Origin of the sequence: Janibacter sp. FSL W8-0316, assembly GCF_038004165.1 — a bacterium.
GTDB lineage: Bacteria > Actinomycetota > Actinomycetes > Actinomycetales > Dermatophilaceae > Janibacter > Janibacter indicus.
The window spans coordinates 2,562,177-2,583,108 of the sequence record NZ_JBBOQX010000001.1; the positions used below are offsets into that span (position 1 = coordinate 2,562,177).

The following is a 20,932-nucleotide window of genomic DNA, read 5'->3' on the forward strand; positions in this document are numbered from 1 at the left end:
GTGACCGCACAGGCCTCCTACACCGCAGCCCTCGACGCAGCCCCCGTGCTGGTCCACGTGACCCGCGGGGGCTTCGTCGAGTCCGCCCACCGCGCGACGCTCGTCGCGACCGACGCCGCCGGGGGGACCCCCCTTCGTCACGGCCGGGTCGACGACCCCGTGCTCCCGCGCTCCTCGCTCAAGCCGATCCAGGCGCTCGCCATGGTGCGCCTGGGGCTCGACCTGCCGCCCCACCTGCTGGCGCTCGTCTGCTCCAGCCACTCCGGCGAGGCGGTCCACCGCGACGCCGTCGCCGAGATCCTGGCGACCGCGGGCCTCGGGCTCGACGCCCTGCGCACGACCCCCTCGCTGCCGCTCGGCGAGCTCGAGCACGCCCGCTGGCTGGCGGCCGGGCAGGCGCCGACCCCGGTCGCCATGGACTGCTCCGGCAAGCACGCCGGCATGCTCGTCACCTGCACGCTCCACGGGTGGCCGACAGAGACCTACCTCGACCCCGAGCACCCGCTCCAGGTCGCGATCCGCGACACCGTCGCCGAGATCGTGGGCGAGGTGACCCACACGACCGTCGACGGGTGCGGCGCACCGCTCTTCGCCGTCCCGCTGTCGGGTCTGGCGGCGGCCTTCGGTCGGCTCGCCGCGGCCGACCCCACCACCGACGAAGGGAGGGTCGCCGAGGCCATGCGCACCGCCCCGCACATGGTCGGCGGCACCGGCCGCGACGTCACCGCCTTCATGGAGGCCGTGCCCGGCCTCATCGCCAAGGACGGCGCCGAGTCGGTCTACGCCGCCGGGCTGCCCGATGGCCACGGTGTCGCGGTCAAGGTCGCCGACGGTGCCCCGGTCGCCCGCGCGCGCCGGGGGCTGCTCGCCCACGCCCTCCTCGCGCTGGGCGCCGACACCCCGGGCCTGCGCGAGCTGGCCGACCAGCCGGTCCTCGGTCACGGTCGCCCCGTCGGCGCCGTCGAGGTCCTCGACCTGACGGCCCCGTGAGGACCGTCCTGCAGCGGGTCACCGCGGCCCGGGTGCGTGTCGAGGGCGAGGTCGTCGGCGAGATCGGGCCCGGGCTCGTCGCGCTCGTCGGTGTGACGCACGACGACGGCCCCGGCGAGGTCGCGACGACCGTGCGCAAGATCGCCGAGCTGCGGATCATGGCCGACGAGACCTCGGTGACCGACAGCGGTGGCGGCGTGCTCGTCATCAGCCAGTTCACCCTCCACGCCGACGTGCGCAAGGGGCGTCGGCCCTCGTGGAATGCCGCCGCTCCCGGCGCCGTCGCCGAGCCGCTCGTCGACGCGGTGGCCGCGGGCCTGCGTGAGCGCGGGGTCGAGGTGGCGACCGGTCGCTTCGGTGCCGACATGGCGATCGACATCCACGCCGACGGTCCGGTGACGATCGTCGTCGACGTGCCCGCCTAGGCTGAGGTCGTGCAGCTCTTCACCAGCGTCCAGGCGACGATCGTCCTCGTGCTCAGCCTCCTGGCTCTCGGAGCCGAGGTCTTCGCGCTGTTCCACGCCGTGCGCCAGCGCGCCGATGCCTTCACCGCGACGAGCAAGCAGAGCAAGACCTTCTGGGTCGCGGCCCTGGCGATCGCCACGCTCATGGGTGTGGCCTCGGTCGGGGGCGTGGGGCTGCTCGGCATCATCGGCATCGTCGTGGCGGGCGTCTACCTCGCCGACGTCCGCCCGGCCATCGACGAGGTCCTCGGTCGGCGGCGCTGATCTCGGGCACAATGGCCACGCACCGCACCACCAGCCAGGGGGACCCGTGACCGACCTGCCGGACCCGCGCGAGGACATGTTCGTGTCCGAGCGTCCGTGGGGCAGCTTCCAGCAGTTCACCTTCAACGAGCCGACGACGGTCAAGGTCATCACCGTCGAGCCGGGGCAGCGGCTGTCGCTGCAGACCCACGCCCTGCGGGCGGAGTTCTGGCAGGTCCTCGACGGCCCGATCGACGTCACCGTCGGCGAGCGCACGTGGAGCGCGCAGCCCGGTGAGCAGGTCTGGATCCCCGTCGGGACCCGGCACCGCATGGGCAACAGCGCCGAGGTCCCCGGGCGGGTCCTCGAGGTCGGCTACGGCGAGTTCGACGAGGCCGACATCGTGCGGCTCGAGGACGACTACCAGCGCTGAGCGAGCGGTCCGCCGCGCGGCGCGACCTCCGACCACGGCACGGTCAGCTCGCCGAGGCGCCACCGGTCGGCCCCGCCGACGACCGCCACCTGCCGGGCGACGTCACCCCAGGCGGCCACCGCCTGCTGCCGAGCCCCGTACGGCGCGAAGGGGGAGGCTCGCCGCCACGCGTCGTCGAGCCGCAGGAGCAGCTCGTGGACCGGCTCACCGGGGATGTTGCGGTGGATCAGCGCCTTGGGCAGCCGCTCGGCGACGACCGAGGGCGGCCGGTCGGGGCCCAGGTCACGCAGCCGCCACGACAGGGTGAGCGTGCGCGGACCGTCGCCGTCGAGCGTGACCCAGCTGCCGAGCCGGCCCAGCTCGTCGCACGTGCCCTCGACGAGGACCCCGAGCGGGTCGAGCCGGTCGAGCATCGTGCGCCACGGGCCCTCGACCTGGGTCTCGTCGTACTGCCGCAGCACGTTGAAGGCCCGCAGCACCCGAACCTGCCGGTCGCCGGGGAGCGGCACCTCGAAGCCCCCGAGGGCGAAGTCGAGCCCGGGCCGCGCCCAGGCCTGCGCGGTCGCGACCCGCTCCGGGTCGATCTCGAGCCCGGTCACCTGCACATCGGGCCGCACGGTGCGCACGCGGTCGGCCCACTCGAGGGTCGTCACCCCGCTCGCGCCGTGGCCGAGGTCGACCAGGTGCGGCGGGTCCCCCTTCGTCAGGCGGTGGCGGTGGGTCGCGAGCAGCCAGCGGTCGCAACGACGCAACCGGTTGGGGTTGGTCGTCCCGCGGGTGATGTTGCCCAGGGGGCGCTGGCTGACCACCCCGGCAGCGTAGGCGGTCCCCGTCACTAGGCTGACGGTGTGTGGCACCCCGACCGACGCGTGAGCCGGAGCATGGTGGCGCTCGTCGTGTCGCTGTGCGGGGCGCTCGCCCTGGCCGCCGTCACGTGGGTGCCGCCGGCGCTCGGCCGTGACTCGGGGCTGCGGCCGGTCCAGCCCGGTCTGCTCGTCGTCGCCCCCGAGGCCGCGGGCGTGGTGACCCTCGGCAGGGGCCGGGCGGTCCAGCTCGACGACAGCGGCCTGCGGGTCACCCACCGCGGTGACCGGCTCCTGCGCACCGTGCGCATGGGCTCGCCCGTCTCGGCGCTCCTCGGCCGCGTCGAGGGCCGAGGGGAGCAGCGCCGCGAGGAGGTCACCCACACGCTGGCCGACCTCGAGATCGACCGGCTGGCGATCCGCCCCGGCGAGGCCACGTGGTCGGGCCGGCTCACCGGCGACGACCGCGAGCTCCCGATCACCCTCACCGTGCGCCTCGAGGGCCTGCACGTCACCCTCACGGCCGAGGCGAAGGGAGCCGACGCCCTCGTCGTGCACTCCCACCAGGAGCTGGCCACCCGTGGACTCGGGTCCGGGCTGCCCGAGCGGCTGCTGCGGCAGCGGGCGTGGTGGGTCGGCAGCGGCCCCGGCCCAGTCACCGAGGCCTACTCGACGAGTCTCGGGACCCTCGTCGGGGTCGGGCCGCGGGGCAGCGCGCGCGGTGTCGACCTGCGTCGGATGGGTCACACGGACCTGCACGTCTGGTCGTCATCGGCGACAGTGACGGTGACGAGCTATCGGAGGATGATGGAGGAGTGAGCGAGTACAGCGCAGGCACGCGCGGGATCCGGCGGGTGGCGATGGTCAGCGTCCACACCTCGCCGCTGGCCCAGCCCGGCACCGGCGACGCCGGCGGTCTCAACGTCTACGTCGTCGAGTCCGCGCGCGAGCTGGCGGCGCGGGGCGTCGAGGTCGAGATCTTCACCCGGCGCACGGCCGCCGACCTGCCCGACGTCGTCGAGATGATGCCCGGGGTGACGGTGCGGCACGTCGACGCCGGCCCCTACGAGGGCCTGGTCAAGGAGGACCTGCCGGGGCAGCTGTGCGCCTTCGCTGCCGGGATGATGCGCGAGATCGCCCGCGTCCCCCCGGGGCACTACGACGTCGCGCACTCGCACTACTGGCTCTCCGGTCAGGTCGGCTGGCTCGTCGCCGAGCGCTGGCAGGTGCCCCTCGTCCACACGATGCACACGATGGCGCGGGTCAAGAACCGTCAGCTGGCCGCCGATGACGTCCCCGAGCCTCCGGGCCGGGAGATCGGCGAGGCCCAGGTCGTCGAGATCGCCGACCGGCTCGTTGCCAACACCGAGCGCGAGGCGAGCGAGCTCGTCGGCTACTACGACGCCGACCCCGACCGGGTGGTCGTCGTGCCCCCCGGCGTCGACCTCGACCTCTTCGTGCCGGGGGAGCAGCGCGCGGCCCGGGCCCGGCTCGGGCTCGCCGACGACGCCGTCGTGCTGCTCTTCGTCGGGCGGATCCAGCCGCTCAAGGCGCCCGACGTGCTCGTGCGGGCGGCGGCCGAGCTGCTCGAGCGCCGGCCCGAGCTGCGCGAGCGGCTCGTCGTCGCGGTCCTCGGCGGGGCCTCCGGGCGCGGCCTGACCGCCCCCGACCGGCTCGAGCGCCTCGGCGAGGAGCTCGGGGTCGCCGACGTGCTGCACCTCGCTGCGCCGGTGAGCCGCACCCGCCTGGCCGACTGGTACCGCGCCGCCGACGTCGTCACCGTGCCCTCCTACACCGAGTCCTTCGGCCTCGTCGCCGTCGAGGCACAGGCCTCCGGCGCGGTCGTCCTCGCCGCCGACGTCGGTGGTCTGCCCACGGCGGTCGGCGATGCCGGGATCCTCGTGCCGGGCCACGACCCGAGCACGTGGGCCGACGAGCTGCTCGCCGTCCTCGACGACCCCGACCGGGCGGCCGAGCTGAGTCGCCGGGCGCGTGCGCACGCCGAGGGCTTCGGCTGGGCGAGCACCGTCGACCGGCTCCTCGACGTCTACGCCGGCGCGGTCGCCGAGCGCGCCGCGACCCTGACACCCGAGCCCCTGGAGGTGGCCCGATGACCGAGCAGACCGACCGAGAGCAGGCCCTGGCCGTCGTGCGGCGCACCGTCGAGGACGCCGACCTCGAGCACGAAGGGGGTGCCCGCGACGGTGAGCTCGTCGTCACCCTGCCGGGGGAGAAGAAGCTCAAGACCGTCGTCTCCCTCGTCGTCGGCGAGCAGGCCCTGTCGGTCTCGGCCTTCGTCATCCGCAATGCGGACGAAAACCACGAGGAGTTCTACCGACACCTGCTGCGGCGCAACCTGCGGATGCCGCTGCTCGCCTACTCGATCGACGCCTCGGGCGACGTCTACGTCGGCGGGCGGATCCCCCTTCGCGCGGTGACGGAGGAACTCGTCGACCAGGTGCTCGGCGTGGTCCTCGACGCCGCCGACGCGCCCTTCAACGAGCTGCTGCTGCTCGGCTTCCGCAGCTCCATGCAGAAGGAGTGGGACTGGCGGGTCTCGCGCGGTGAGTCCCTGCGCAACCTCGAGGCCTTCCGGTCCGTCCTGGAGCACACGGACGGGTCAACGCCGGAGTGAGCGGCGTCGATACGCTGGCCCCATGTCGACTCTGATCCTGCTGCGCCACGGCCGTTCCGACTGGAACGAGAAGAACCTCTTCACCGGATGGGTCGATGTCGACCTCATCGACAAGGGCCGCGAGGAGGCCGTCCGCGGCGGCCGCCTCATCAAGGAGTCCGGTCTGCTGCCGGACGTCGTGCACACCTCGGTACTGCGCCGGGCGATCACCACCGCCAACCTCGCGCTCGACGCGGCCGACCGTCACTGGATCCCGGTGCGTCGCGACTGGCGTCTCAACGAGCGCCACTACGGTGCCCTGCAGGGCCTGGACAAGGCCGCGACCCGCGACAAGTACGGCGACGAGCAGTTCATGCTCTGGCGGCGCAGCTTCGACACCCCGCCCCCGGCCATCGAGCCCGACGACGAGTACGCCCAGACCGACGACCCGCGCTACGCCGACCTGCCGGAGGTCCCGCGCACCGAGTGCCTCAAGGACGTCATCGCGCGGCTCATGCCCTACTGGGAGGGCCCGATCCGCGAGGACCTGGCCGCCGGTCGGACCGTCCTGGTCACCGCGCACGGCAACTCGCTGCGTGCCCTGGTCAAGCACCTCGACGGCATCAGCGACGAGGACATCGCCGGCCTCAACATCCCGACGGGCATGCCGCTCGTCTACGACCTCGGCGAGGACTTCATGCCGACCCGGCCGGCCGAGTACCTCGACCCCGAGGCCGCGGCCGCCGAGGCGGCCGCCGTGGCCAACCAGGGCCGCTGACGGTCACGCCCGCTCGGACTCCTCCGGCAGCTCGATCGACCCGGCGTCGCCGGTGACGAGGAAGCCGACGCGGCGGGCGACGGTGACGGCGTGGTCGCCGAAGCGCTCGTAGTAGCGGCTGAGCAGGGCGACGTCGACGGCGCTCGTCGTGCCGTGCTGCCAGGCACCCTCCGCCAGACGGGTGAACATCTCGCGGTGGTGGGCGTCGAGCGCGTCGTCGACGTTTTCGATGTCGCGCGCCTGGGTGAGGTCCTGGGAGCGGATGACCTCGCCGACGCGACGGACGAGGTCCTCGGCGATCCGGCCCATGTCGGCGAAGGTCTCGCGCAGCTCGTCCGGGAGTGCGTGCTCGGGGTAGCGCATGCGCGCGACCTGGGCGACGTGCCGGGCGAGGTCCCCCATCCGCTCGAGGTCGCTTGACATGCGCATCGACGCGACGACGGTGCGCAGGTCGCTGGCGACCGGCGCCTGACGGGCGAGGAGGTCGACCGAGCGGGCGTCGAGGTCGTTGCGCCGGGCGTCGACAGCCTTGTCGCCCTCGATGACGCGGTCGGCGAGCTGGACGTCGGCGTCGAGCAGGGCCCGGGTCGAGTCGCTGATGGCCGCGGCGACCAGCTCGGAGAGTGCGACGAGATCGCTGGCGATCTGCTCGAGCTCGTCGTGGAACAACTGACGCATGGCGTCCCCTTCGCTGGTGTGGCAGAGATCCAAGGGCCTGTGTACGCCGAGGGGGTGAACGCCTGCGGGCGCGCAGGTGAACATCGCGGGTGCGCGTCTCGGCGGTCACGGCCCGGTCCCAGCATGCCCGACCGGAGAAGTACTCTCGGTGACGTGGAGCCAACGACCGCGGCAATTCTCGGGGGTGTTGCCGGGCTGCTCATCGCCTTCCTCGTGTGGGCTGCGATCACGATGAGCGACCGGGAGCGGGCCGTCGCGCCGGAGCCCGAGCCCGAGGTGCCCCGAGGCGTCGGTGACGTCCTCGCCGTGCTCCGCTCGTCGGGGGTCGTCCTCGACCGCGACGGGCGGGTCGTCACCAGCTCCCCGGCGGCCGTGACCTACGGTCTGGTGCGCCACGGACGGCTCGTCCACCCGGCGATCCAGACGATGGTCGAGCAGGTCGCCCGTGACGGCGTGATCCGTGAGCAGGACCTCGACATCGACCGGCCGGGCATGACGACCACCTCCTACGTCGCCGCCCGCGTGGCGCCGCTCGGCGTGCGCCACCTCCTGCTGCTCGTCGACGACCAGTCCCAGGGGCGCCGGGTCGAGGAGACCCGCCGTGACTTCGTGGCCAACGTCAGCCACGAGCTGAAGACCCCCGTCGGCGGTATCTCCCTGCTCGCCGAGGCGGTCATGGACGCCAAGGACGACCCGGAGGCCGTCGACCGCTTCGCGCGGCGCATGCAGGGCGAGGCCACCCGTCTGTCGAGCCTGATCCGCGAGATCGTCGAGCTCTCCCGGCTCCAGGGCACGCCCGTGCTGCAGGACCCCGCGCTCGTCGACGTCGAGGACGTCGTCGCCCTCGCCCTGGAGCACCTGCGGCTCGAGGCCGGGGCCAAGGGCATCACCCTGACCGACAAGGTCGCCGAGGAGCTCTACGTCCGGGGCGACCAGGACATGCTCGTCACGGCTGTGCGCAACCTCGTCGGCAATGCCATCTCCTACTCCGACCCGGGCACCGCGGTCGGCGTCGGGGCGCGGCTGCACGACGGCACCATCGAGATCGCCGTGACCGACCAGGGGCCGGGGATCCCCGAGCCGGAGCAGACGCGCATCTTCGAGCGCTTCTACCGCATGGACGCCGCCCGCTCGCGCGCCACCGGGGGGACCGGCCTCGGGCTGTCGATCGTCAAGCACATCTGCGCCAACCACGGGGGCGACGTGCGCGTGTGGAGCGACGGCGCGCACGGCTCGACCTTCACCATCCGCCTGCCCATGGCGCCCGAGACCCTCGAGGCGCTCGAGGCCGCCGGCTCGTCGGAGCCCACCTCCGACTCCCACACCGACCCCACTCCACCACCCCTCACAAAGGAGCCCCGCTGATGACACGCATCCTCGTGGTCGAGGACGAGGTGTCCTTCTCGGACCCCCTGTCGTACCTCCTGAGCAAGGAGGGATACGACGTCGAGGTCGCCGAGACCGGACCCGACGCCATCACCGCCTTCGACTCCGAGGGTGCCGACCTGGTCCTGCTCGACCTGATGCTGCCCGGCCTCTCCGGCATCGACGTCTGCCGGGCGATCCGGCAGAAGTCCAACGTGCCGGTCATCATGCTCACGGCCAAGGACGGCGAGATCGACAAGGTCGTCGGCCTCGAGATCGGCGCCGACGACTACGTCACCAAGCCCTACAGCTCGCGCGAGCTGCTCGCCCGCATCAAGGCGGTGCTGCGGCGCAACAACGAGCCCGAGGAGCTACTGCCGTCGACCATCGAGGGCGGTCCGGTCCGCATGGACGTCGACCGGCACGTCGTGGCCGTCGACGGCACCCAGGTCTCGCTGCCGCTCAAGGAGTTCGAGCTGCTCGAGATGCTGCTGCGCAATGTCGGCCGGGTGCTCACCCGCGTGCAGCTCATCGACCGGGTCTGGGGCAGCGATTACGTCGGCGACACCAAGACGCTCGACGTCCACATCAAGCGGCTGCGCGCCAAGGTCGAGCCCGACCCGGCCAAGCCGGTGCACATCGTCACCGTCCGCGGACTGGGCTACAAGTTCGAGGCCTGACCTCCCTTCGCCCGGACACCCGTGAGGCCGGCACCCGCTCGGGGTGCCGGCCTCACGTCGTGGTCGGGGTGGGGCCTCAGTGGCCGCCGGACTCCTCCGACTCCTCGTGGGTCTCGGTCGGGGTGGGGGTCCAGCCCTCGGGGGCGTAGTCCTCGTAGTAGCCCGCGGGGTCGAGCACCGGGACGCTCACCGGGGTGGTCGACCCGCCGGTGCTGATCTCGACCTCGGTCATGTCGCCCGGGCCGGCCTCGAGGCTCTCCAGCGTCAGCTTGTCGTCGTCGCTGAGGTTGACCAGGCGGTGGGCCGGGACCTCGGCCTCGACCTTGGCGTCACCGGCGCTGAGGGTGAAGGTCAGGTCCTCGCTCGAGGTGTTCTCGACGACGCCGGTGACCGTCGCGTCACCGCCGGCCTCGCCGCTGACGAGCGCGAGGTTGTTGACGTGGACGTCGTCCAGCTCGACCGCGACACCGTCGGAGATCGACTGCGTCTTGGAGGTCTGGAAGGGGGAGTTGACCGAGCAGCCTGCGGTGCCGGCGGCGAGCAGGGCCGCCAGGGCCACGGCGGGGGTGCGGGTGAGGAGATGGCGCTTCACGGGCGACAGCCTAGCGGGGGCGTGCGCGTGGGATGCGCCGGGCCACGCTCGTACTCTCCACGCGCGCGCGAGAGGGCATTGTGGCGGGGTGGAGCACTGTGCGACGTACGACACGCCGTGATAATCTGGAGGCCGCGAAAGGGGAAATCTCCACATGGTTTTCAAGGTCGGCGAGACGGTCGTGTACCCCCACCACGGGGCTGCTCTGATCGAAGAGATCAAGATTCGAAAGATCAAGGGCGAGGACAAGCAGTACCTCAAGCTCAAGGTGGCCCAGGGTGACCTGACCATCGAGGTGCCCGCCGAGAACTGCGACCTCGTGGGTGTCCGCGACGTCGTGGGCAAGGAGGGTCTGGACCGCGTCTTCGAGGTGCTGCGCACCCCGCACGCGGAGGAGCCGACCAACTGGTCGCGCCGCTACAAGGCCAACCTCGAAAAGCTGGCCTCCGGTGACGTCATCAAGGTGGCCGAGGTCGTGCGCGACCTGTGGCGCCGCGAAAAGGACCGCGGCCTCTCGGCCGGTGAGAAGCGCATGCTGGCCAAGGCCCGCCAGATCCTCGTCTCCGAGCTCGCGCTCGCGGAGAAGACGGACGAGGACAAGGCCGAGGTCATCCTCGACGAGGTCCTCGCGTCCTGAACGACTCGCTGCTGACGCAGTCCGACGCCCACACCGACCGCGGTGTGGGCGTCGTCGTGGTGGCCGCCGGGTCGGGGACGCGGCTCGGGGCCGAGCGGCCCAAGGCCTTCGTCGAGGTCGTCGGCACGACGATCCTCGAGCGGGCGGTGGCCGGAGTGCTCGAGGCCGCCGTCGACGAGCTCGTCGTCGTCGTGCCCGAGGACCTGGTGGCCGAGGCGACGGGGCGCGTGGACCCCCTTCGCCCCGAGGGGGTCGACGTCACGGTCGTCGCCGGTGGTGCCGAGCGCACCGACTCGGTCGCGGCCGGTCTGGCGGCGCTCAGCGATGCCGTCTCCGTCGTCCTCGTGCATGACGCGGCGCGCTGCCTGACCCCGGTCGTCGTCTTCGAGCGGGTGCTGGCCGCCTTGGCCGCCGGTGCTGCCGGGGCGATCCCCGGGGTGCCCGTCGTCGACACGATCAAGGTCGTCGATGCCGGCGGGTTCATCACCGCGACCCCGCTGCGCGATTCGCTGCGCGCGGTGCAGACCCCGCAGGGGTTCGACCGGGCGCTGCTCACCGCCGCCCACGCCTCCGGCGCCGCGGCGACCGACGACGCCGCCCTCGTCGAGGCGCTCGGCCACGACGTGATCGTCGTCGAGGGCGACGCTCTCGGGCTGAAGATCACGACCGTCGACGACCTGGCGCGCGCCGAGCGGCTCCTCTCCGACCACTGACGCCACCGACTCTGCATTGCCCTACGGCAATGCAGGGCCGGTGCCGGCCAGCTGGGCGCGCACGGCCAGGGCCGCGGCGCGTCCGGCGCGGTTGCCGCCGATCGTGCTCGCCGAAGGCCCGTAACCGACGAGCTGCACCCGCGGGTCCGCCGCGGCCGTCACCGAGGTCTGCACGTCGCGCGACCCCGGCAGCAGCGCGATGCCGCCCTCCGGGCTGCGCAGACCCAGCGGCGGGAGGTGTCGCACGGCGGGGCGGAAGCCGGTCGCCCACAGGATCGCGTCGAAGGCCTCGGTGCTCCCGTCGGCCCACCGCACCCCGTGACGCTCGATCCGCTCGAACATCTCGCGCCGCCGCTCGTAGACGCCGGTCCGGGCCGCGGCCATCTCCTGCGGCCGCAGGCTCAGGCCCGTGACGGACACGACGCTGGCCGGGGGCCTCCCTTCGCGCACCCGCTGCTCGACCATCTCGATGGCCCGCCGCCCGGAGAACTCTGCGGACCACGCCGGTGGCCGCCGCGTCACCCACTGCACGTGCGCGATCGTCGCGAGCTCGCCGATGAACTGCACCGCGGAGGCGCCGCCCCCGACGACGAGCACGCGCCTGCCGCGGAAGTGCTCACGCCCCGGGTAGGCGACGGTGTGCCACTGCTCACCGGCGAAGTCGCGCTGCCCGGGGTAGGTCGGGACGAAGGGGTGGGTCCACGTGCCCGTCGCGTTGACCAGCGTGCGCGTCGTCCACGTGCCCGCCTCGGCGTGCACGACGAGCAGGCCCTCCTCGTCGGTGACCCGCTCGACGCGGACCGGGCGCAGCACCGGCAGGTCGTGCGACTGCTCGTAGTCGTCGAACCAGCAGGCGATGACCTCGTTGGCCCGGGTGCTGCTCGCGCCGGGCGCGGGGGCATCGGGCAGGTCGGCGACGCCGTGCACGTCGGCCATCGTCAGCGAGTCCCACCGGTGCTGCCAGGCGCCGCCGGCGTGGGTGTTGGCGTCGAGGACGACGTGCTCGATCCCGAGCCGGCACAGGTGGTGGCTCGCCGAGAGCCCGACCTGACCGGCACCGATGACGAGGGAGTCGAAGGGGGTCACGCTGCGTCCAACGCAGGTGCGGCCGTGGTTGATCCCGGCTGCGAGACTGTCGCCATGAGTGCACACGAGCTGACCGGGCTGCCGCGCACCGGGATCGGTGTCGACGTCCATGCCTTCGCCGCGCCCGACTCCGGGCGCGAGCTGTGGGTCGGCGGGCTGCTGTGGCCGGGTGAGGTCGGGCTCGAGGGGCACTCCGACGCCGACGTCGCCTGCCACGCGGCGTGCGATGCGCTCTTCGCCGCGGCGGGCATCGGCGACCTCGGCCAGCACTTCGGCACCGGTCGCCCGGAGCTCGAGGGAGCCTCCGGCACAAGACTGCTCGCCGAGGCCGCCCGGCTCGTGCGCGAGGCGGGCTTCGAGGTCGGCAACATCGCCGTCCAGGTCATCGGCAACCGGCCCAAGATCGGCAGCCGACGTGACGAGGCCCAGCAGGTGATGTCCGCGGCCTGTGGTGCACCGGTCAGCCTGAGCGGCACGACGACCGACGGGCTCGGGCTCACCGGCCGGGGAGAGGGCGCCGCGGCCGTGGCCACCGCCCTCGTCGTCGCGGTCGCCCAGGGGTCATAGGCGCGCGGCGAAGGCCTCGGTCACCGGGCGCCAGGCGGCCTCGATGGCCGGCTGCGCATCACGGACCGCGGCCAGCGCCGCGGGCAGGTCGATGCCCTCGACGCCCGGGGTCCCCGAGTCCGAGACCGCCCACGCGGTGACGATGACGAGGTCGGCCTCGGGGTGGCCCTGCACGCCCCAGACCGTCGGGGCCAGCCGGGCGAGCAGCAGGTCGCCGCGCTCGTTGTCGGCGAGGGCGACCCCGCCCTCCGGCAACCGGGTGACGATGTCGTCGTTCCACTGCGGCACCGGCGCGCCGGTCGCGCCGGCGAGGACCGCGTCGTCGGCGAGCTGCGGGGTCTCGCCGACGGTGAGCACGCCGACGGTCCGGCCACCGGGGTTGCGCCCGACCTCGCCGCCGAGGGCGACGGCAGCGAGCTGGTGCCCGAGGCAGATGCCCAGGGTGGGCGTGCCCCCCTTCGCCGCGGTGCTGATGAGGTCACGCACGGCCGGCAGCCACGGGGCCACCTCGTCGTCGCGGCAGCCCATCTGGCCGCCGAGCACCAGCAGGCCGTCATGGCCCGACAGGTCGGTTGGCAGCGCCTCGCCGGTGTAGGGCCGGCGCACGTCGAGGTTGACTCCGGCGTCGCGCAGCCATGTCCCGACCCGGCCCGGCGGGCAGGTCGTCTGGTGCTGGACGACGAGCAGGCTCATCGCGACGTGCCCTGCGTGCCGAGGCGACCCGAGACGGCGCCGGCGGCGGGGAGCGCGGCGACGCCGTCGACGACGAGCTTCCACCACATCCCCTCGTCACGACGCAGCAGCGCCCACCCGCCGATGACGAGTGCCGCGACGGCCAACGGAGCGGCCCATCCCACCTGCGTGATCAGGTGACGGAAGGCGACGTCGAGTCCCATGGGCCGACCCTATGTCGCGGTCGTCACGTGATGGGCCAAGATAGGGGCGTGAGAGCCGGGCCACCGGTCTCCGCCACACGAAGGAGTTGCACCGTGCCGCAGACCGTCAAGGCAGTCATCGCTCGTTCGAAGGGAGCCGATGTCGAGCTCGTCGACATCGTCGTGCCCGACCCGGGCCCGGGTGAGGCCGTGGTCAAGGTCCAGTCGTGCGGGGTGTGCCACACCGACCTGCACTACCGCGAGGGTGGGATCAACGACGAGTTCCCCTTCCTCCTCGGCCACGAGGCCGCGGGTGTCGTCGAGGCTGTCGGCGAGGGGGTCACCGAGGTGGCGCCCGGTGATTTCGTCATCCTCAACTGGCGGGCGGTGTGCGGTCAGTGCCGCGCGTGCCGGAAGGGCAAGCCGCAGTACTGCTTCGACACGCACAACGCGACCCAGAAGATGACCATCGCCGAGAGCGGCGAGGAGCTGACCCCCGCGCTGGGTATCGGCGCCTTCGCCGAGAAGACCCTCGTCGCTGCGGGGCAGTGCACCAAGGTCGACGGGGACGCCGACGCGGCGGCCGTGGGCCTGCTGGGCTGCGGTGTGATGGCCGGCTTCGGTGCCGCGGTCAACACCGGTGAGGTCACTCGTGGTGAGTCGATTGCGGTCATCGGGTGCGGTGGTGTCGGTGATGCGGCGATCGCGGGCGCGAAGGTTGCGGGTGCGACGACGATCATCGCGGTGGACATGGATCCGCGGAAGCTGGAGATCGCCAAGGGCTTCGGTGCCACGCACACCGTGGATGCGAGCACCGAGGACACCGTCGAGCGGGTCCGTGAGCTGACGGGCGGTTTCGGTGCCGATGTCGTCGTCGACGCGGTCGGCCTGCCGCAGACCTACGAGCAGGCCTTCTACGCGCGCGACCTGGCCGGTCGGGTCGTCCTCGTCGGGGTCCCGGCCCCGGACAAGGAGGTCACCCTCCCCATGATCGAGATCTTCGGTCGCGGCGGCGCCCTCAAGTCCAGCTGGTACGGCGACTGCCTGCCGAGTCGCGACTTCCCGATGCTCGTCGACCTCTACCGCCAGGGGCGCTTCGACCTCGACGCCTTCGTCACCGAGCGGATCGGTCTGGGCGACATCGAGTCGGCCTTCGACAAGATGCACTCCGGCGACGTGCTGCGCTCGGTGGTGGTCCTGTGACCGCACGCATCGACAAGGTCGTCACCTCCGGCGCCTTCGAGCTCGACGGGGGCTCGTGGGAGGTCGACAACAACGTCTGGCTCGTCGGCGACGACTCCGAGGTGATCGTCATCGACGCAGGACACGAGGCCGGACCGATCCTCGAGGCGATCGGCGAGCGGACCGTCACGGCGATCGTGTGCACCCACGCGCACAACGACCACGTCAACGCCGCGGCGCAGGTCGCCGAGGCGACGGGCGCGCCGATCCTGGTGCACCCCGACGAGGCGCCGTTGTGGCAGATGACCTACCCGGACCGGGCGCCCGACGGTGCGCTGGCGAACAGCCAGGTCATCACCGTGGCCGGCACCGACCTGACGGTGCTGCACACGCCCGGTCACGCGCCGGGCGCCTGCTGCCTGCACGCCCCCGAGCTCGGGGCCCTCTTCTCCGGGGACACCCTCTTCCAGGGCGGACCCGGCGCGACGGGGCGGTCGTACTCCGACTTCCCGACGATCGTGGAGTCGATCCGCGAAAAGCTGCTGACCCTCCCTTCGGACACCGTCGTGCACACCGGTCACGGCGATGACACGACGATCGGCGCCGAGGCACCCCACGTGCAGGAGTGGCTCGACCGCGGTCACTGAGCCGCAGGGTCAGGCCGCGAGTGCCGGGAAGCAGACCGTCACGAGCATCGCCATCTCGACGATGGCGAAGGGGGCGCCCAGCCACCGGACCACCGCGGCCTGGCTCTCGTCGGCCCCGGCGCGGGCAAGGGTCTCCTTGTCGGGGGCCAGGCCGGACGGGCTCGGCAGGACGTTGGCGACGACCGGGCCGAGCGGCACGAGGGTCGCCACGAGCAGGCCGCCCAGCGGCCACGTCCGGTACGTCGTCTCCTCGCGGACGGCGAGCACGACGAGCACGCTCATCAGGAGGAGCGTGATGAGGACGCCGTGCAGCAGGAGCACCCACGACGGCATCTGGGTCGTCACGAGGTCAAGGTAACCACCTGCGCCCGTTAGCCTTGAGCCCGTGACCCTGCAGCTCTTCGACACCGCCACGCGCGAGCAGCGCGACTTCGTCCCCGTGACCCCCGGCCGGGTGGGGATGTACATCTGTGGGCTCACGACCCAGGGCGCGCCGCACATCGGTCACCTGCGCTTCGCCGTCGCCTTCGACGTGCTGCGCCGCTGGCTCGTGCGCGGCCACGGCTACGACGTGACCCTCGTGCGCAATGTCACCGACATCGACGACAAGATCCTGCGCAAGGCGGCCGAGACCGACGAGGAGTGGTGGGCGCTCAGCTACCGCAACGAGCGCTACACGAGCGAGGCGCTCGACCTGCTCGGCGTGCTGCCGCCGACCTACGAGCCGCGCGCGACCGGGCACGTCCCCGAGATGGTCGAGCTCATCGACCTGCTCGTCGAGCGCGGTCACGCCTACCCGGCGGCTGACGGCAGCGGCGACGTCTACTTCGACGTGCGCAGCTGGGCCGACTACGGCGAGCTGAGCCACCAGGGCCTCGACGACATGGTCGCGGCCGAGGACGCCGACCCCCGCGGCAAGCGCGACCCGCGCGACTTCGCCCTGTGGAAGGGCCGCAAGGCCGAGGAACCGGCCACGGCGAACTGGCCGACCCCCTACGGCGAGGGTCGCCCCGGCTGGCACCTCGAGTGCTCGGCGATGGCCCGCAAGTACCTCGGCGACACCTTCGACATCCACGGCGGCGGCATCGACCTGCGCTTCCCCCACCACGAAAACGAGCAGGCCCAGTCGCGTGCGGCCGGGCTCGACTTCGCCCACTACTGGCTGCACAACGGGTGGGTGACGGTCAAGGGCGAAAAGATGGGCAAGTCCCTCGGCAACGCACTCGAGGTGCAGCAGCTCGTGCAGGAGCACGACCCGCTCACGGTCCGCTACTTCCTCACCGCCGCCCACTACCGCTCGATGATCGAGTACCACCCCGGCTCCCTCGAGGAGGCGGGCGCGGCGGTCGAGCGGATCGCCGGCTTCCTGCGGCGGGCGCTGCCCGGACAGGCGGTCGTCGAGGCCGACCCGGCCGTCGAGCTGCCCGCCGACTTCGCCGCGTCGATGGACGACGATCTCGGCGTCGCCGGTGCGCTCGCCGTGATCCACGATGCCGTCCGCGCCGGCAACACCGCCCTGGACGAAGGGGGCCGGGAGGAGGCCGCGGAGATCGCCGCCACGGTCATCGCGATGACCGACGTCCTCGGTATCAACCCGCTGGCGGGCACGTGGGGCGGCGCCGGTGGCAGCCGCGAGGCCGAGCTCACCGAGGCCCTCGATGCGCTCGTCCAGCTGCAGGTCGAGGCCCGGGCCAAGGCCCGCGCGGCCCGCGACTTCGAGACCGCCGACCAGATCCGCGACGCGCTCACCGCCGCGGGCATCACCATCGAGGACACCCCGCGCGGCGCGCGCTGGACCCTCGGCAGGAAGGACCACTGATGGCCGGCAACAGCCAGCGTCGCGGCGCCGTGCGTCGCACCGGATCGAAGAAGGGGGCGCAGGTCGGCTCCGGCGGCCAGCGCCGCCGCGGGCTCGAGGGCAAGGGCCCGACGCCCAAGGCGAGCGAGCGCCCCAACCACAAGGCCTACAAGATGTCCAAGGCCGCCGACAAGCGGGCCTCGGGCCGTCCGACGCCGACGCGCAAGAAGTCCGGCTCGACCGAGATGGTCGCCGGACGCAACTCCGTCCTCGAGGCGCTGCGCACCGAGGTACCGGTGTCGACGATGTACGTCGCGCACCGCATCGACAGCGACGACCGGGTCAAGGAGTCGCTCACCCTGGCCGCAGAGGCGGGCATCCCCATCATGGAGACGCCGCGGGCCGAGCTCGACCGGCTCACCGACGGTGCGGTGCACCAGGGCCTGGCCCTCCAGGTGCCGCCCTACGACTACGCCCACCCCAAGGACCTCGTCGACTCGCAGATCCCGGGCGTCCCGCTCGTCGTCGCCCTCGACGGCATCACCGATCCGCGCAACCTCGGCGCGATCGTGCGCTCGACCGCGGCCTTCGGCGGGCACGGCGTCGTCGTCCCGGCCCGTCGCAGCGCGGGGATGACCGCCTCGGCGTGGAAGACCTCCGCCGGTGCCGCCGCCCGGATCCCCGTGGCGCAGGCGAGCAATCTCGTGCGTGCGCTCGAGGACTACCGCAAGGCCGGGTTCTTCGTCATCGGCCTCGACATGGACGGTGACGTCGAGCTGCCCGGCCTGGAGCTGGCGACCTCGCCGCTCGTCGTCGTCGTCGGGTCAGAGGGCAAGGGCCTGTCGCGCCTGGTCCGCGAGACCTGCGACCAGATCGTGTCGATCCCGATGAGCAGCAGCGTCGAGTCGCTCAACGCCGGCCTCGCCGCCGGCGTCACGCTCTACGAGATCGCCCGGGTACGGGGCGCCGGCTGACCCACCGCCGACATGACGAAGGGGGCCGCGAGCATGACGCTCGCGGCCCCCTTCGCCCGTGGTGGGTCAGTCCTTGCCGACGTGCACGACGTGCGTCTTGCCGACGATGTCCGCCAGCGTGCGGTCGTCGTCGTCGACGAGCATCCAGATCCAGCTGATGATGCCGGCGACCTGGTGGACGAGCTCGCGCAAGGCGGCCGGGCCGAGCTGCGGGTGCTTGCCGCTCTCGGCGTCGATGACCTTGAGGCCGGTGACCTTCTTGCCGATGCTCTGGCCGGTCTTGGTCACCCGCCACACGCGGTTCCACGCGGCCATGGCGATCGCGGCGAGGAAGGACAGGAAGATCAGCAGGATGCCCAGGCCGACGAGCCCGCCGGACCCGGAGCCGGGCACCTCGCAGGTGCGCGTGTAGTAGACGCCGCAGTCGTAGGTGTCGGGCATGCCGGCGACGATGCACACGATGCCCAGGATCACGGGGATGAAGGCGGCGGCCATGCCGAGCAGGCTGTCGATGATCCCCGGGAGGATCCGGTCACCGAAGCCTGCGGTGCGGCCGTAGCGCTGCTCGACCCAGGCCCGCGACCCCGGCCTGCCCGGGTCACTGCCACCAGCCGCCGGGTAGGGCGAAGGGGGCCCCGGGTGCGGTGCGCCGGTCGGTGGGGTGGGTGCTCCCGGCGGCGGCGTCGGTGAGCCCTGCGGCGGCATCGGCGCGCCCTGCGGCGGCTGGCCCGGCAGGCCCCCCTGCGTCGGGTCGGTCATCTCATCTCTCCCTTGTCGACGACGGGCAGCATCTGGGTGTCCGTCCCCAGGACCGACTGCTCGTCGGGTTTGCTCGGCAGGACCTCTCGCAGGTAGTCGGCGATCGCGTCCTCGATGGGCACATCGTGCCCCACTTTTTCAGCCATGTACCACCGGTGCTCGAGGATCTCGTGGAAGATCTCGGCGGGCTCGAGCTTGGCGCGCAGCTCGGGCGGGATGCGGCGCGTGGTGGGTTCGTAGACCCGGGTGAGCCAGTCGTGGGCCACGAGCGCCTCGTCGTCGCCCTGCCGGTCCATGGCCGCGCGGTAGGAGTCGAGGTCGTTGAGCAGGCGGCGGGCCTGGTTTTCTTCCACGTCGAGACCGGTGAGGCGCAGCAGGCGCCGGCTGTGGTGCCCGGCGTCGACGACCTTGGGCTCGATCCGCAGGTGGGTGCCGTCGAGGTCGGTGGTGATCGCCAGCTCGTCGACGTCGAAGCCCAGGGCGTTGAGCCGGCGGATCCGCTCGTCGACCCGCCAGCGGTCGCCGGCGTCGAACCACTCGTCGCCGGTAAGCTCCTGCCACAGCCCGCGGTAGCGCTCGATGATGTCGTGGGCGATCTCGATGGGGTCGAGCTCCTCCGGCAGGTAGCCGGCCGCGGCGAGGTCCATCATCTCGCCGGCGATGTTGGTCTGGGCCAGGTCGAGGTCGTGCTCGCGCTGCCCGGTGCTCAGCCGGTCGTGCAGCTCGCCGGTCTCGGCGTCGACGAGATAGGCGGAGAAGGCGCCGGCGTCCCGGCGGAAGAGCGTGTTGGACAGCGACACGTCGCCCCAGAAGAACCCGGCCAGGTGCAGCCGGGCGAGGAGGACGGCCAGGGCGTCGGCGAGCCGGACGGCAGTGTCGGCGCGCAGGTTCTGGCTGAAGACGAGGCGGTAGGGCAGGGAGAATTGCAGGTGCCGGGTGACGAGGCAGGCGTCGAGCGGCTGCCCGTCGGCGTCGGTGCGCCCGGTGACGACCGCGAGCGGCTCGACGCACGGCAGGTCGAGTCGGCGCAGCTGCCGCAGCAGCTGGTACTCGTTGCGCGCCAGCTCGGCCTTGATCTCCTTGACCGCGACGATGCCGCCGGACAGGTGGGCGAAGCGCACGACGTGCCGGGAGATGCCGCGGGGCAGCGCGGCGAGCCGGTCGGCGGGCCAGTCCTTGAGGGGGGTCGACCACGGCAGGTCGAGCAGGGCCGGGTCCGGGCGCGCGGCGGAGATGTCGAGCGGCACGGCTCCTCCCTTCGCGGCCCCGGGTGGGCCCATCGACCCAGTGTGGCGCAGCCTCAGGCGCGAAGGGAGGTTAGCGCGGCCAGCACCTCGGGCACCGCCGCCGCGTCGTCGACCCGCACGGCGGCGGCCGTCTCGCCGGGCCCGACCTTGATCCCGAGGTCACCGGCGCCGAGCACGGCGAAGGCGTGCTCGTCGGTGACGTCGTCGCCGAGGTAGACGACGGCGTCGACGTCGAGCTCGGTGGCCAGGTCTCGCAGCGCCGTGCCCTTGTCCGCCTGCAGGACGCTCAGCTCGTGCACGCCCTTGCCCGCGAGGTGCGTCACGCCCTCGGTGGCGGCGGCCTCGTCGGCGATCGCGGCGGCCGTCGACAGCGCCTCGTCGGGCAGGCCGCGGGTGTGCAGCACGACGGCAGTCGGCTTGTGCTCCAGGCGGATCCGCGGGTCGCGGGCGGCCACCGCCGCCTCGACCGCGCCGCGCAGCGTGGCGAGCGCGGCGGCCGTGCCGTCGGGCAGGGGCCCGCCGCGGCTGGACTCGGCGCCGTGGCTGCCGATGCGGGTCACGGCAGACCCGGTGAGGCCGGTGAGCTCGTCGAGGGTGGCCAGATCGCGCCCGGAGACGACCGCCGACCACGTCGCCGGCAGGGCCGCCAGCGAGGTGAGCGACGCCAGGGTGCCCGGCTGCGCCCGGGCGTCCATCGGGTCGAGGACGAAGGGAGCGAGCACCCCGTCGAAGTCCGTGGCCACGAGCAGTCGGGGCGCGGCGGCGACGGTGGCCAGCGCGGTGGTGACCACCTGCGGCAGGGGCACG

General features: G+C 72.8%; 27 protein-coding genes. 17 read left to right on the forward strand and 10 right to left on the reverse strand.

All coding sequences use genetic code 11. The features are described 5' to 3' along the window. The 4 genes from NYE39_RS12595 to NYE39_RS12610 are packed head-to-tail and all read left to right on the forward strand — an operon-like array spanning position 1 to position 2,130. Positions 1-990, forward strand: coding sequence for an asparaginase (locus NYE39_RS12595; protein ID WP_341012886.1), 990 nt, complete (start codon positions 1-3; stop codon positions 988-990). Then, complete coding sequence (gene dtd / locus NYE39_RS12600; RefSeq protein ID WP_185221405.1) at positions 987-1,415, forward strand: D-aminoacyl-tRNA deacylase; 429 nt, start codon at positions 987-989, stop codon at positions 1,413-1,415. Before NYE39_RS12595 ends, dtd begins: the two co-directional genes overlap by 4 nt. 9 nt (positions 1,416-1,424) lie before the next feature. Further along, entirely contained in the window at positions 1,425-1,718 is a 294-nt protein-coding gene (locus NYE39_RS12605) for a DUF2516 family protein (RefSeq protein WP_185221406.1), read from the forward strand. A gap of 46 nt (positions 1,719-1,764) precedes the next feature. Beyond that, on the forward strand, positions 1,765-2,130 hold the full coding sequence (locus tag NYE39_RS12610) for a phosphomannose isomerase type II C-terminal cupin domain (protein WP_072623546.1): 366 nt from the start codon (positions 1,765-1,767) through the stop codon (positions 2,128-2,130). Here NYE39_RS12610 and NYE39_RS12615 read toward each other — a convergent pair. Next, positions 2,118-2,939, reverse strand: coding sequence for a class I SAM-dependent methyltransferase (locus NYE39_RS12615; RefSeq protein WP_185221407.1), 822 nt, complete (start codon positions 2,937-2,939; stop codon positions 2,118-2,120). The genes NYE39_RS12610 and NYE39_RS12615 overlap by 13 nt on opposite strands. Before the next feature lie 60 nt (positions 2,940-2,999). Between NYE39_RS12615 and NYE39_RS12620 the strand changes: the two genes are divergently transcribed. From NYE39_RS12620 to NYE39_RS12635, 4 genes are read left to right on the forward strand one after another with little or no spacing between them, the layout of a single operon-like run. After that, entirely contained in the window at positions 3,000-3,752 is a 753-nt protein-coding gene (locus tag NYE39_RS12620) for a hypothetical protein (RefSeq protein WP_185221408.1), read from the forward strand. Positions 3,753-3,793: 41 nt separating this feature from the next. Further along, a complete protein-coding gene (gene mshA, locus NYE39_RS12625; protein WP_185222254.1) occupies positions 3,794-5,047 on the forward strand; it encodes a D-inositol-3-phosphate glycosyltransferase in 1,254 nt (417 codons plus the stop codon). Then, entirely contained in the window at positions 5,044-5,568 is a 525-nt protein-coding gene (locus NYE39_RS12630) for a type III secretion system chaperone family protein (protein WP_072623548.1), read from the forward strand. The genes mshA and NYE39_RS12630 overlap by 4 nt, the downstream gene beginning before the upstream one ends. A 22-nt stretch (positions 5,569-5,590) precedes the next feature. Further along, complete coding sequence (locus NYE39_RS12635; RefSeq protein WP_072623549.1) at positions 5,591-6,325, forward strand: phosphoglyceromutase; 735 nt, start codon at positions 5,591-5,593, stop codon at positions 6,323-6,325. A 3-nt stretch (positions 6,326-6,328) separates the two neighbouring features. Here the strand turns inward: NYE39_RS12635 and phoU are convergent, their stop codons facing one another. Next, positions 6,329-7,003 carry a phosphate signaling complex protein PhoU gene (gene phoU / locus NYE39_RS12640; RefSeq protein ID WP_072623550.1) on the reverse strand — a complete coding sequence of 225 codons (675 nt, stop codon included), beginning with the start codon at positions 7,001-7,003 and terminating at the stop codon, positions 6,329-6,331. A 153-nt stretch (positions 7,004-7,156) separates the two neighbouring features. On the opposite strand from phoU, the gene NYE39_RS12645 reads away from it, so the two are divergent. Together NYE39_RS12645 and NYE39_RS12650 are read left to right on the forward strand one after the other, a co-directional pair. After that, positions 7,157-8,368, forward strand: a complete 1,212-nt coding sequence (locus NYE39_RS12645; protein ID WP_341012887.1) for a sensor histidine kinase — start codon at positions 7,157-7,159, stop codon at positions 8,366-8,368. Continuing rightward, complete coding sequence (locus tag NYE39_RS12650) at positions 8,368-9,048, forward strand: response regulator transcription factor (protein WP_072623551.1); 681 nt, start codon at positions 8,368-8,370, stop codon at positions 9,046-9,048. Before NYE39_RS12645 ends, NYE39_RS12650 begins: the two co-directional genes overlap by 1 nt. Positions 9,049-9,124: 76 nt before the next feature. On the opposite strand, the gene NYE39_RS12655 is transcribed toward NYE39_RS12650, so the two are convergent. After that, positions 9,125-9,640 (reverse strand): hypothetical protein, encoded by a 516-nt coding sequence (locus NYE39_RS12655; RefSeq protein ID WP_072623552.1) that lies wholly within the window; start codon positions 9,638-9,640, stop codon positions 9,125-9,127. A gap of 154 nt (positions 9,641-9,794) precedes the next feature. On the opposite strand from NYE39_RS12655, the gene NYE39_RS12660 reads away from it, so the two are divergent. Next, entirely contained in the window at positions 9,795-10,277 is a 483-nt protein-coding gene (locus NYE39_RS12660; protein WP_007927253.1) for a CarD family transcriptional regulator, read from the forward strand. Between the two features lie 44 nt (positions 10,278-10,321). Further along, positions 10,322-10,990 (forward strand): 2-C-methyl-D-erythritol 4-phosphate cytidylyltransferase, encoded by a 669-nt coding sequence (gene ispD / locus NYE39_RS12665; RefSeq protein WP_341012888.1) that lies wholly within the window; start codon positions 10,322-10,324, stop codon positions 10,988-10,990. 21 nt (positions 10,991-11,011) lie between these two features. Here the strand turns inward: ispD and NYE39_RS12670 are convergent, their stop codons facing one another. Continuing rightward, a complete protein-coding gene (locus NYE39_RS12670) occupies positions 11,012-12,076 on the reverse strand; it encodes an NAD(P)-binding domain-containing protein (protein WP_341012889.1) in 1,065 nt (354 codons plus the stop codon). 54 nt (positions 12,077-12,130) lie between these two features. Here NYE39_RS12670 and ispF point away from each other — a divergent pair, with 54 nt between their 5' ends. Beyond that, on the forward strand, positions 12,131-12,643 hold the full coding sequence (gene ispF, locus NYE39_RS12675) for a 2-C-methyl-D-erythritol 2,4-cyclodiphosphate synthase (protein ID WP_072623555.1): 513 nt from the start codon (positions 12,131-12,133) through the stop codon (positions 12,641-12,643). Here the strand turns inward: ispF and NYE39_RS12680 are convergent. Then, positions 12,638-13,336 carry a type 1 glutamine amidotransferase gene (locus NYE39_RS12680; protein WP_072623556.1) on the reverse strand — a complete coding sequence of 233 codons (699 nt, stop codon included), beginning with the start codon at positions 13,334-13,336 and terminating at the stop codon, positions 12,638-12,640. The two genes, ispF and NYE39_RS12680, sit on opposite strands and share 6 nt — an antisense overlap. Then, complete coding sequence (locus NYE39_RS12685; RefSeq protein ID WP_072623557.1) at positions 13,333-13,539, reverse strand: hypothetical protein; 207 nt, start codon at positions 13,537-13,539, stop codon at positions 13,333-13,335. Before NYE39_RS12685 ends, NYE39_RS12680 begins: the two co-directional genes overlap by 4 nt. 93 nt (positions 13,540-13,632) lie before the next feature. Between NYE39_RS12685 and NYE39_RS12690 the strand changes: the two genes are divergently transcribed. After that, positions 13,633-14,721 carry an S-(hydroxymethyl)mycothiol dehydrogenase gene (locus NYE39_RS12690; RefSeq protein ID WP_072623558.1) on the forward strand — a complete coding sequence of 363 codons (1,089 nt, stop codon included), beginning with the start codon at positions 13,633-13,635 and terminating at the stop codon, positions 14,719-14,721. Then, complete coding sequence (locus NYE39_RS12695) at positions 14,718-15,347, forward strand: MBL fold metallo-hydrolase (RefSeq protein ID WP_341012890.1); 630 nt, start codon at positions 14,718-14,720, stop codon at positions 15,345-15,347. The genes NYE39_RS12690 and NYE39_RS12695 overlap by 4 nt, the downstream gene beginning before the upstream one ends. Positions 15,348-15,356: 9 nt before the next feature. On the opposite strand, the gene NYE39_RS12700 is transcribed toward NYE39_RS12695, so the two are convergent. Beyond that, positions 15,357-15,692 carry a hypothetical protein gene (locus NYE39_RS12700; protein WP_072623560.1) on the reverse strand — a complete coding sequence of 112 codons (336 nt, stop codon included), beginning with the start codon at positions 15,690-15,692 and terminating at the stop codon, positions 15,357-15,359. Positions 15,693-15,732: 40 nt separating this feature from the next. On the opposite strand from NYE39_RS12700, the gene cysS reads away from it, so the two are divergent. Together cysS and rlmB are read left to right on the forward strand one after the other, a co-directional pair. After that, positions 15,733-17,166 carry a cysteine--tRNA ligase gene (cysS, locus tag NYE39_RS12705; RefSeq protein WP_072623561.1) on the forward strand — a complete coding sequence of 478 codons (1,434 nt, stop codon included), beginning with the start codon at positions 15,733-15,735 and terminating at the stop codon, positions 17,164-17,166. Then, positions 17,166-18,119 (forward strand): 23S rRNA (guanosine(2251)-2'-O)-methyltransferase RlmB, encoded by a 954-nt coding sequence (gene rlmB / locus NYE39_RS12710; protein WP_072623562.1) that lies wholly within the window; start codon positions 17,166-17,168, stop codon positions 18,117-18,119. Before cysS ends, rlmB begins: the two co-directional genes overlap by 1 nt. Before the next feature lie 66 nt (positions 18,120-18,185). Here rlmB and NYE39_RS12715 read toward each other — a convergent pair whose 3' ends face one another. The 3 genes from NYE39_RS12715 to otsB are packed head-to-tail and all read right to left on the reverse strand — an operon-like array spanning position 18,186 to position 20,931. Further along, positions 18,186-18,878, reverse strand: coding sequence for an RDD family protein (locus NYE39_RS12715; protein ID WP_072623563.1), 693 nt, complete (start codon positions 18,876-18,878; stop codon positions 18,186-18,188). Next, the gene (locus NYE39_RS12720) at positions 18,875-20,158 is read right to left on the reverse strand and encodes a DUF4032 domain-containing protein (protein ID WP_404813230.1); all 1,284 of its coding nucleotides are present in this window, start codon (positions 20,156-20,158) and stop codon (positions 18,875-18,877) included. The genes NYE39_RS12715 and NYE39_RS12720 overlap by 4 nt, the downstream gene beginning before the upstream one ends. Before the next feature lie 20 nt (positions 20,159-20,178). After that, complete coding sequence (otsB, locus tag NYE39_RS12725) at positions 20,179-20,931, reverse strand: trehalose-phosphatase (protein ID WP_072623565.1); 753 nt, start codon at positions 20,929-20,931, stop codon at positions 20,179-20,181. Between the last annotated feature and the right edge of the window lies 1 nt (position 20,932).

Coding starts and splice junctions, on each gene's coding strand:
- mshA (WP_185222254.1), top strand. CDS start 3,794: ATGGTCAGCGTCCACACCTCGCCGCTGGCCCAGCCCGGCACCGGCGAC.
- NYE39_RS12630 (WP_072623548.1), top strand. CDS start 5,044: ATGACCGAGCAGACCGACCGAGAGCAGGCCCTGGCCGTCGTGCGGCGC.
- NYE39_RS12635 (WP_072623549.1), top strand. CDS start 5,591: ATGTCGACTCTGATCCTGCTGCGCCACGGCCGTTCCGACTGGAACGAG.
- phoU (WP_072623550.1), bottom strand. CDS start 7,003: ATGCGTCAGTTGTTCCACGACGAGCTCGAGCAGATCGCCAGCGATCTC.
- NYE39_RS12650 (WP_072623551.1), top strand. CDS start 8,368: ATGACACGCATCCTCGTGGTCGAGGACGAGGTGTCCTTCTCGGACCCC.
- NYE39_RS12660 (WP_007927253.1), top strand. CDS start 9,795: ATGGTTTTCAAGGTCGGCGAGACGGTCGTGTACCCCCACCACGGGGCT.
- ispF (WP_072623555.1), top strand. CDS start 12,131: ATGAGTGCACACGAGCTGACCGGGCTGCCGCGCACCGGGATCGGTGTC.
- NYE39_RS12680 (WP_072623556.1), bottom strand. CDS start 13,336: ATGAGCCTGCTCGTCGTCCAGCACCAGACGACCTGCCCGCCGGGCCGG.
- NYE39_RS12685 (WP_072623557.1), bottom strand. CDS start 13,539: ATGGGACTCGACGTCGCCTTCCGTCACCTGATCACGCAGGTGGGATGG.
- rlmB (WP_072623562.1), top strand. CDS start 17,166: ATGGCCGGCAACAGCCAGCGTCGCGGCGCCGTGCGTCGCACCGGATCG.
- NYE39_RS12715 (WP_072623563.1), bottom strand. CDS start 18,878: ATGACCGACCCGACGCAGGGGGGCCTGCCGGGCCAGCCGCCGCAGGGC.
- NYE39_RS12720 (WP_404813230.1), bottom strand. CDS start 20,158: ATGGGCCCACCCGGGGCCGCGAAGGGAGGAGCCGTGCCGCTCGACATC.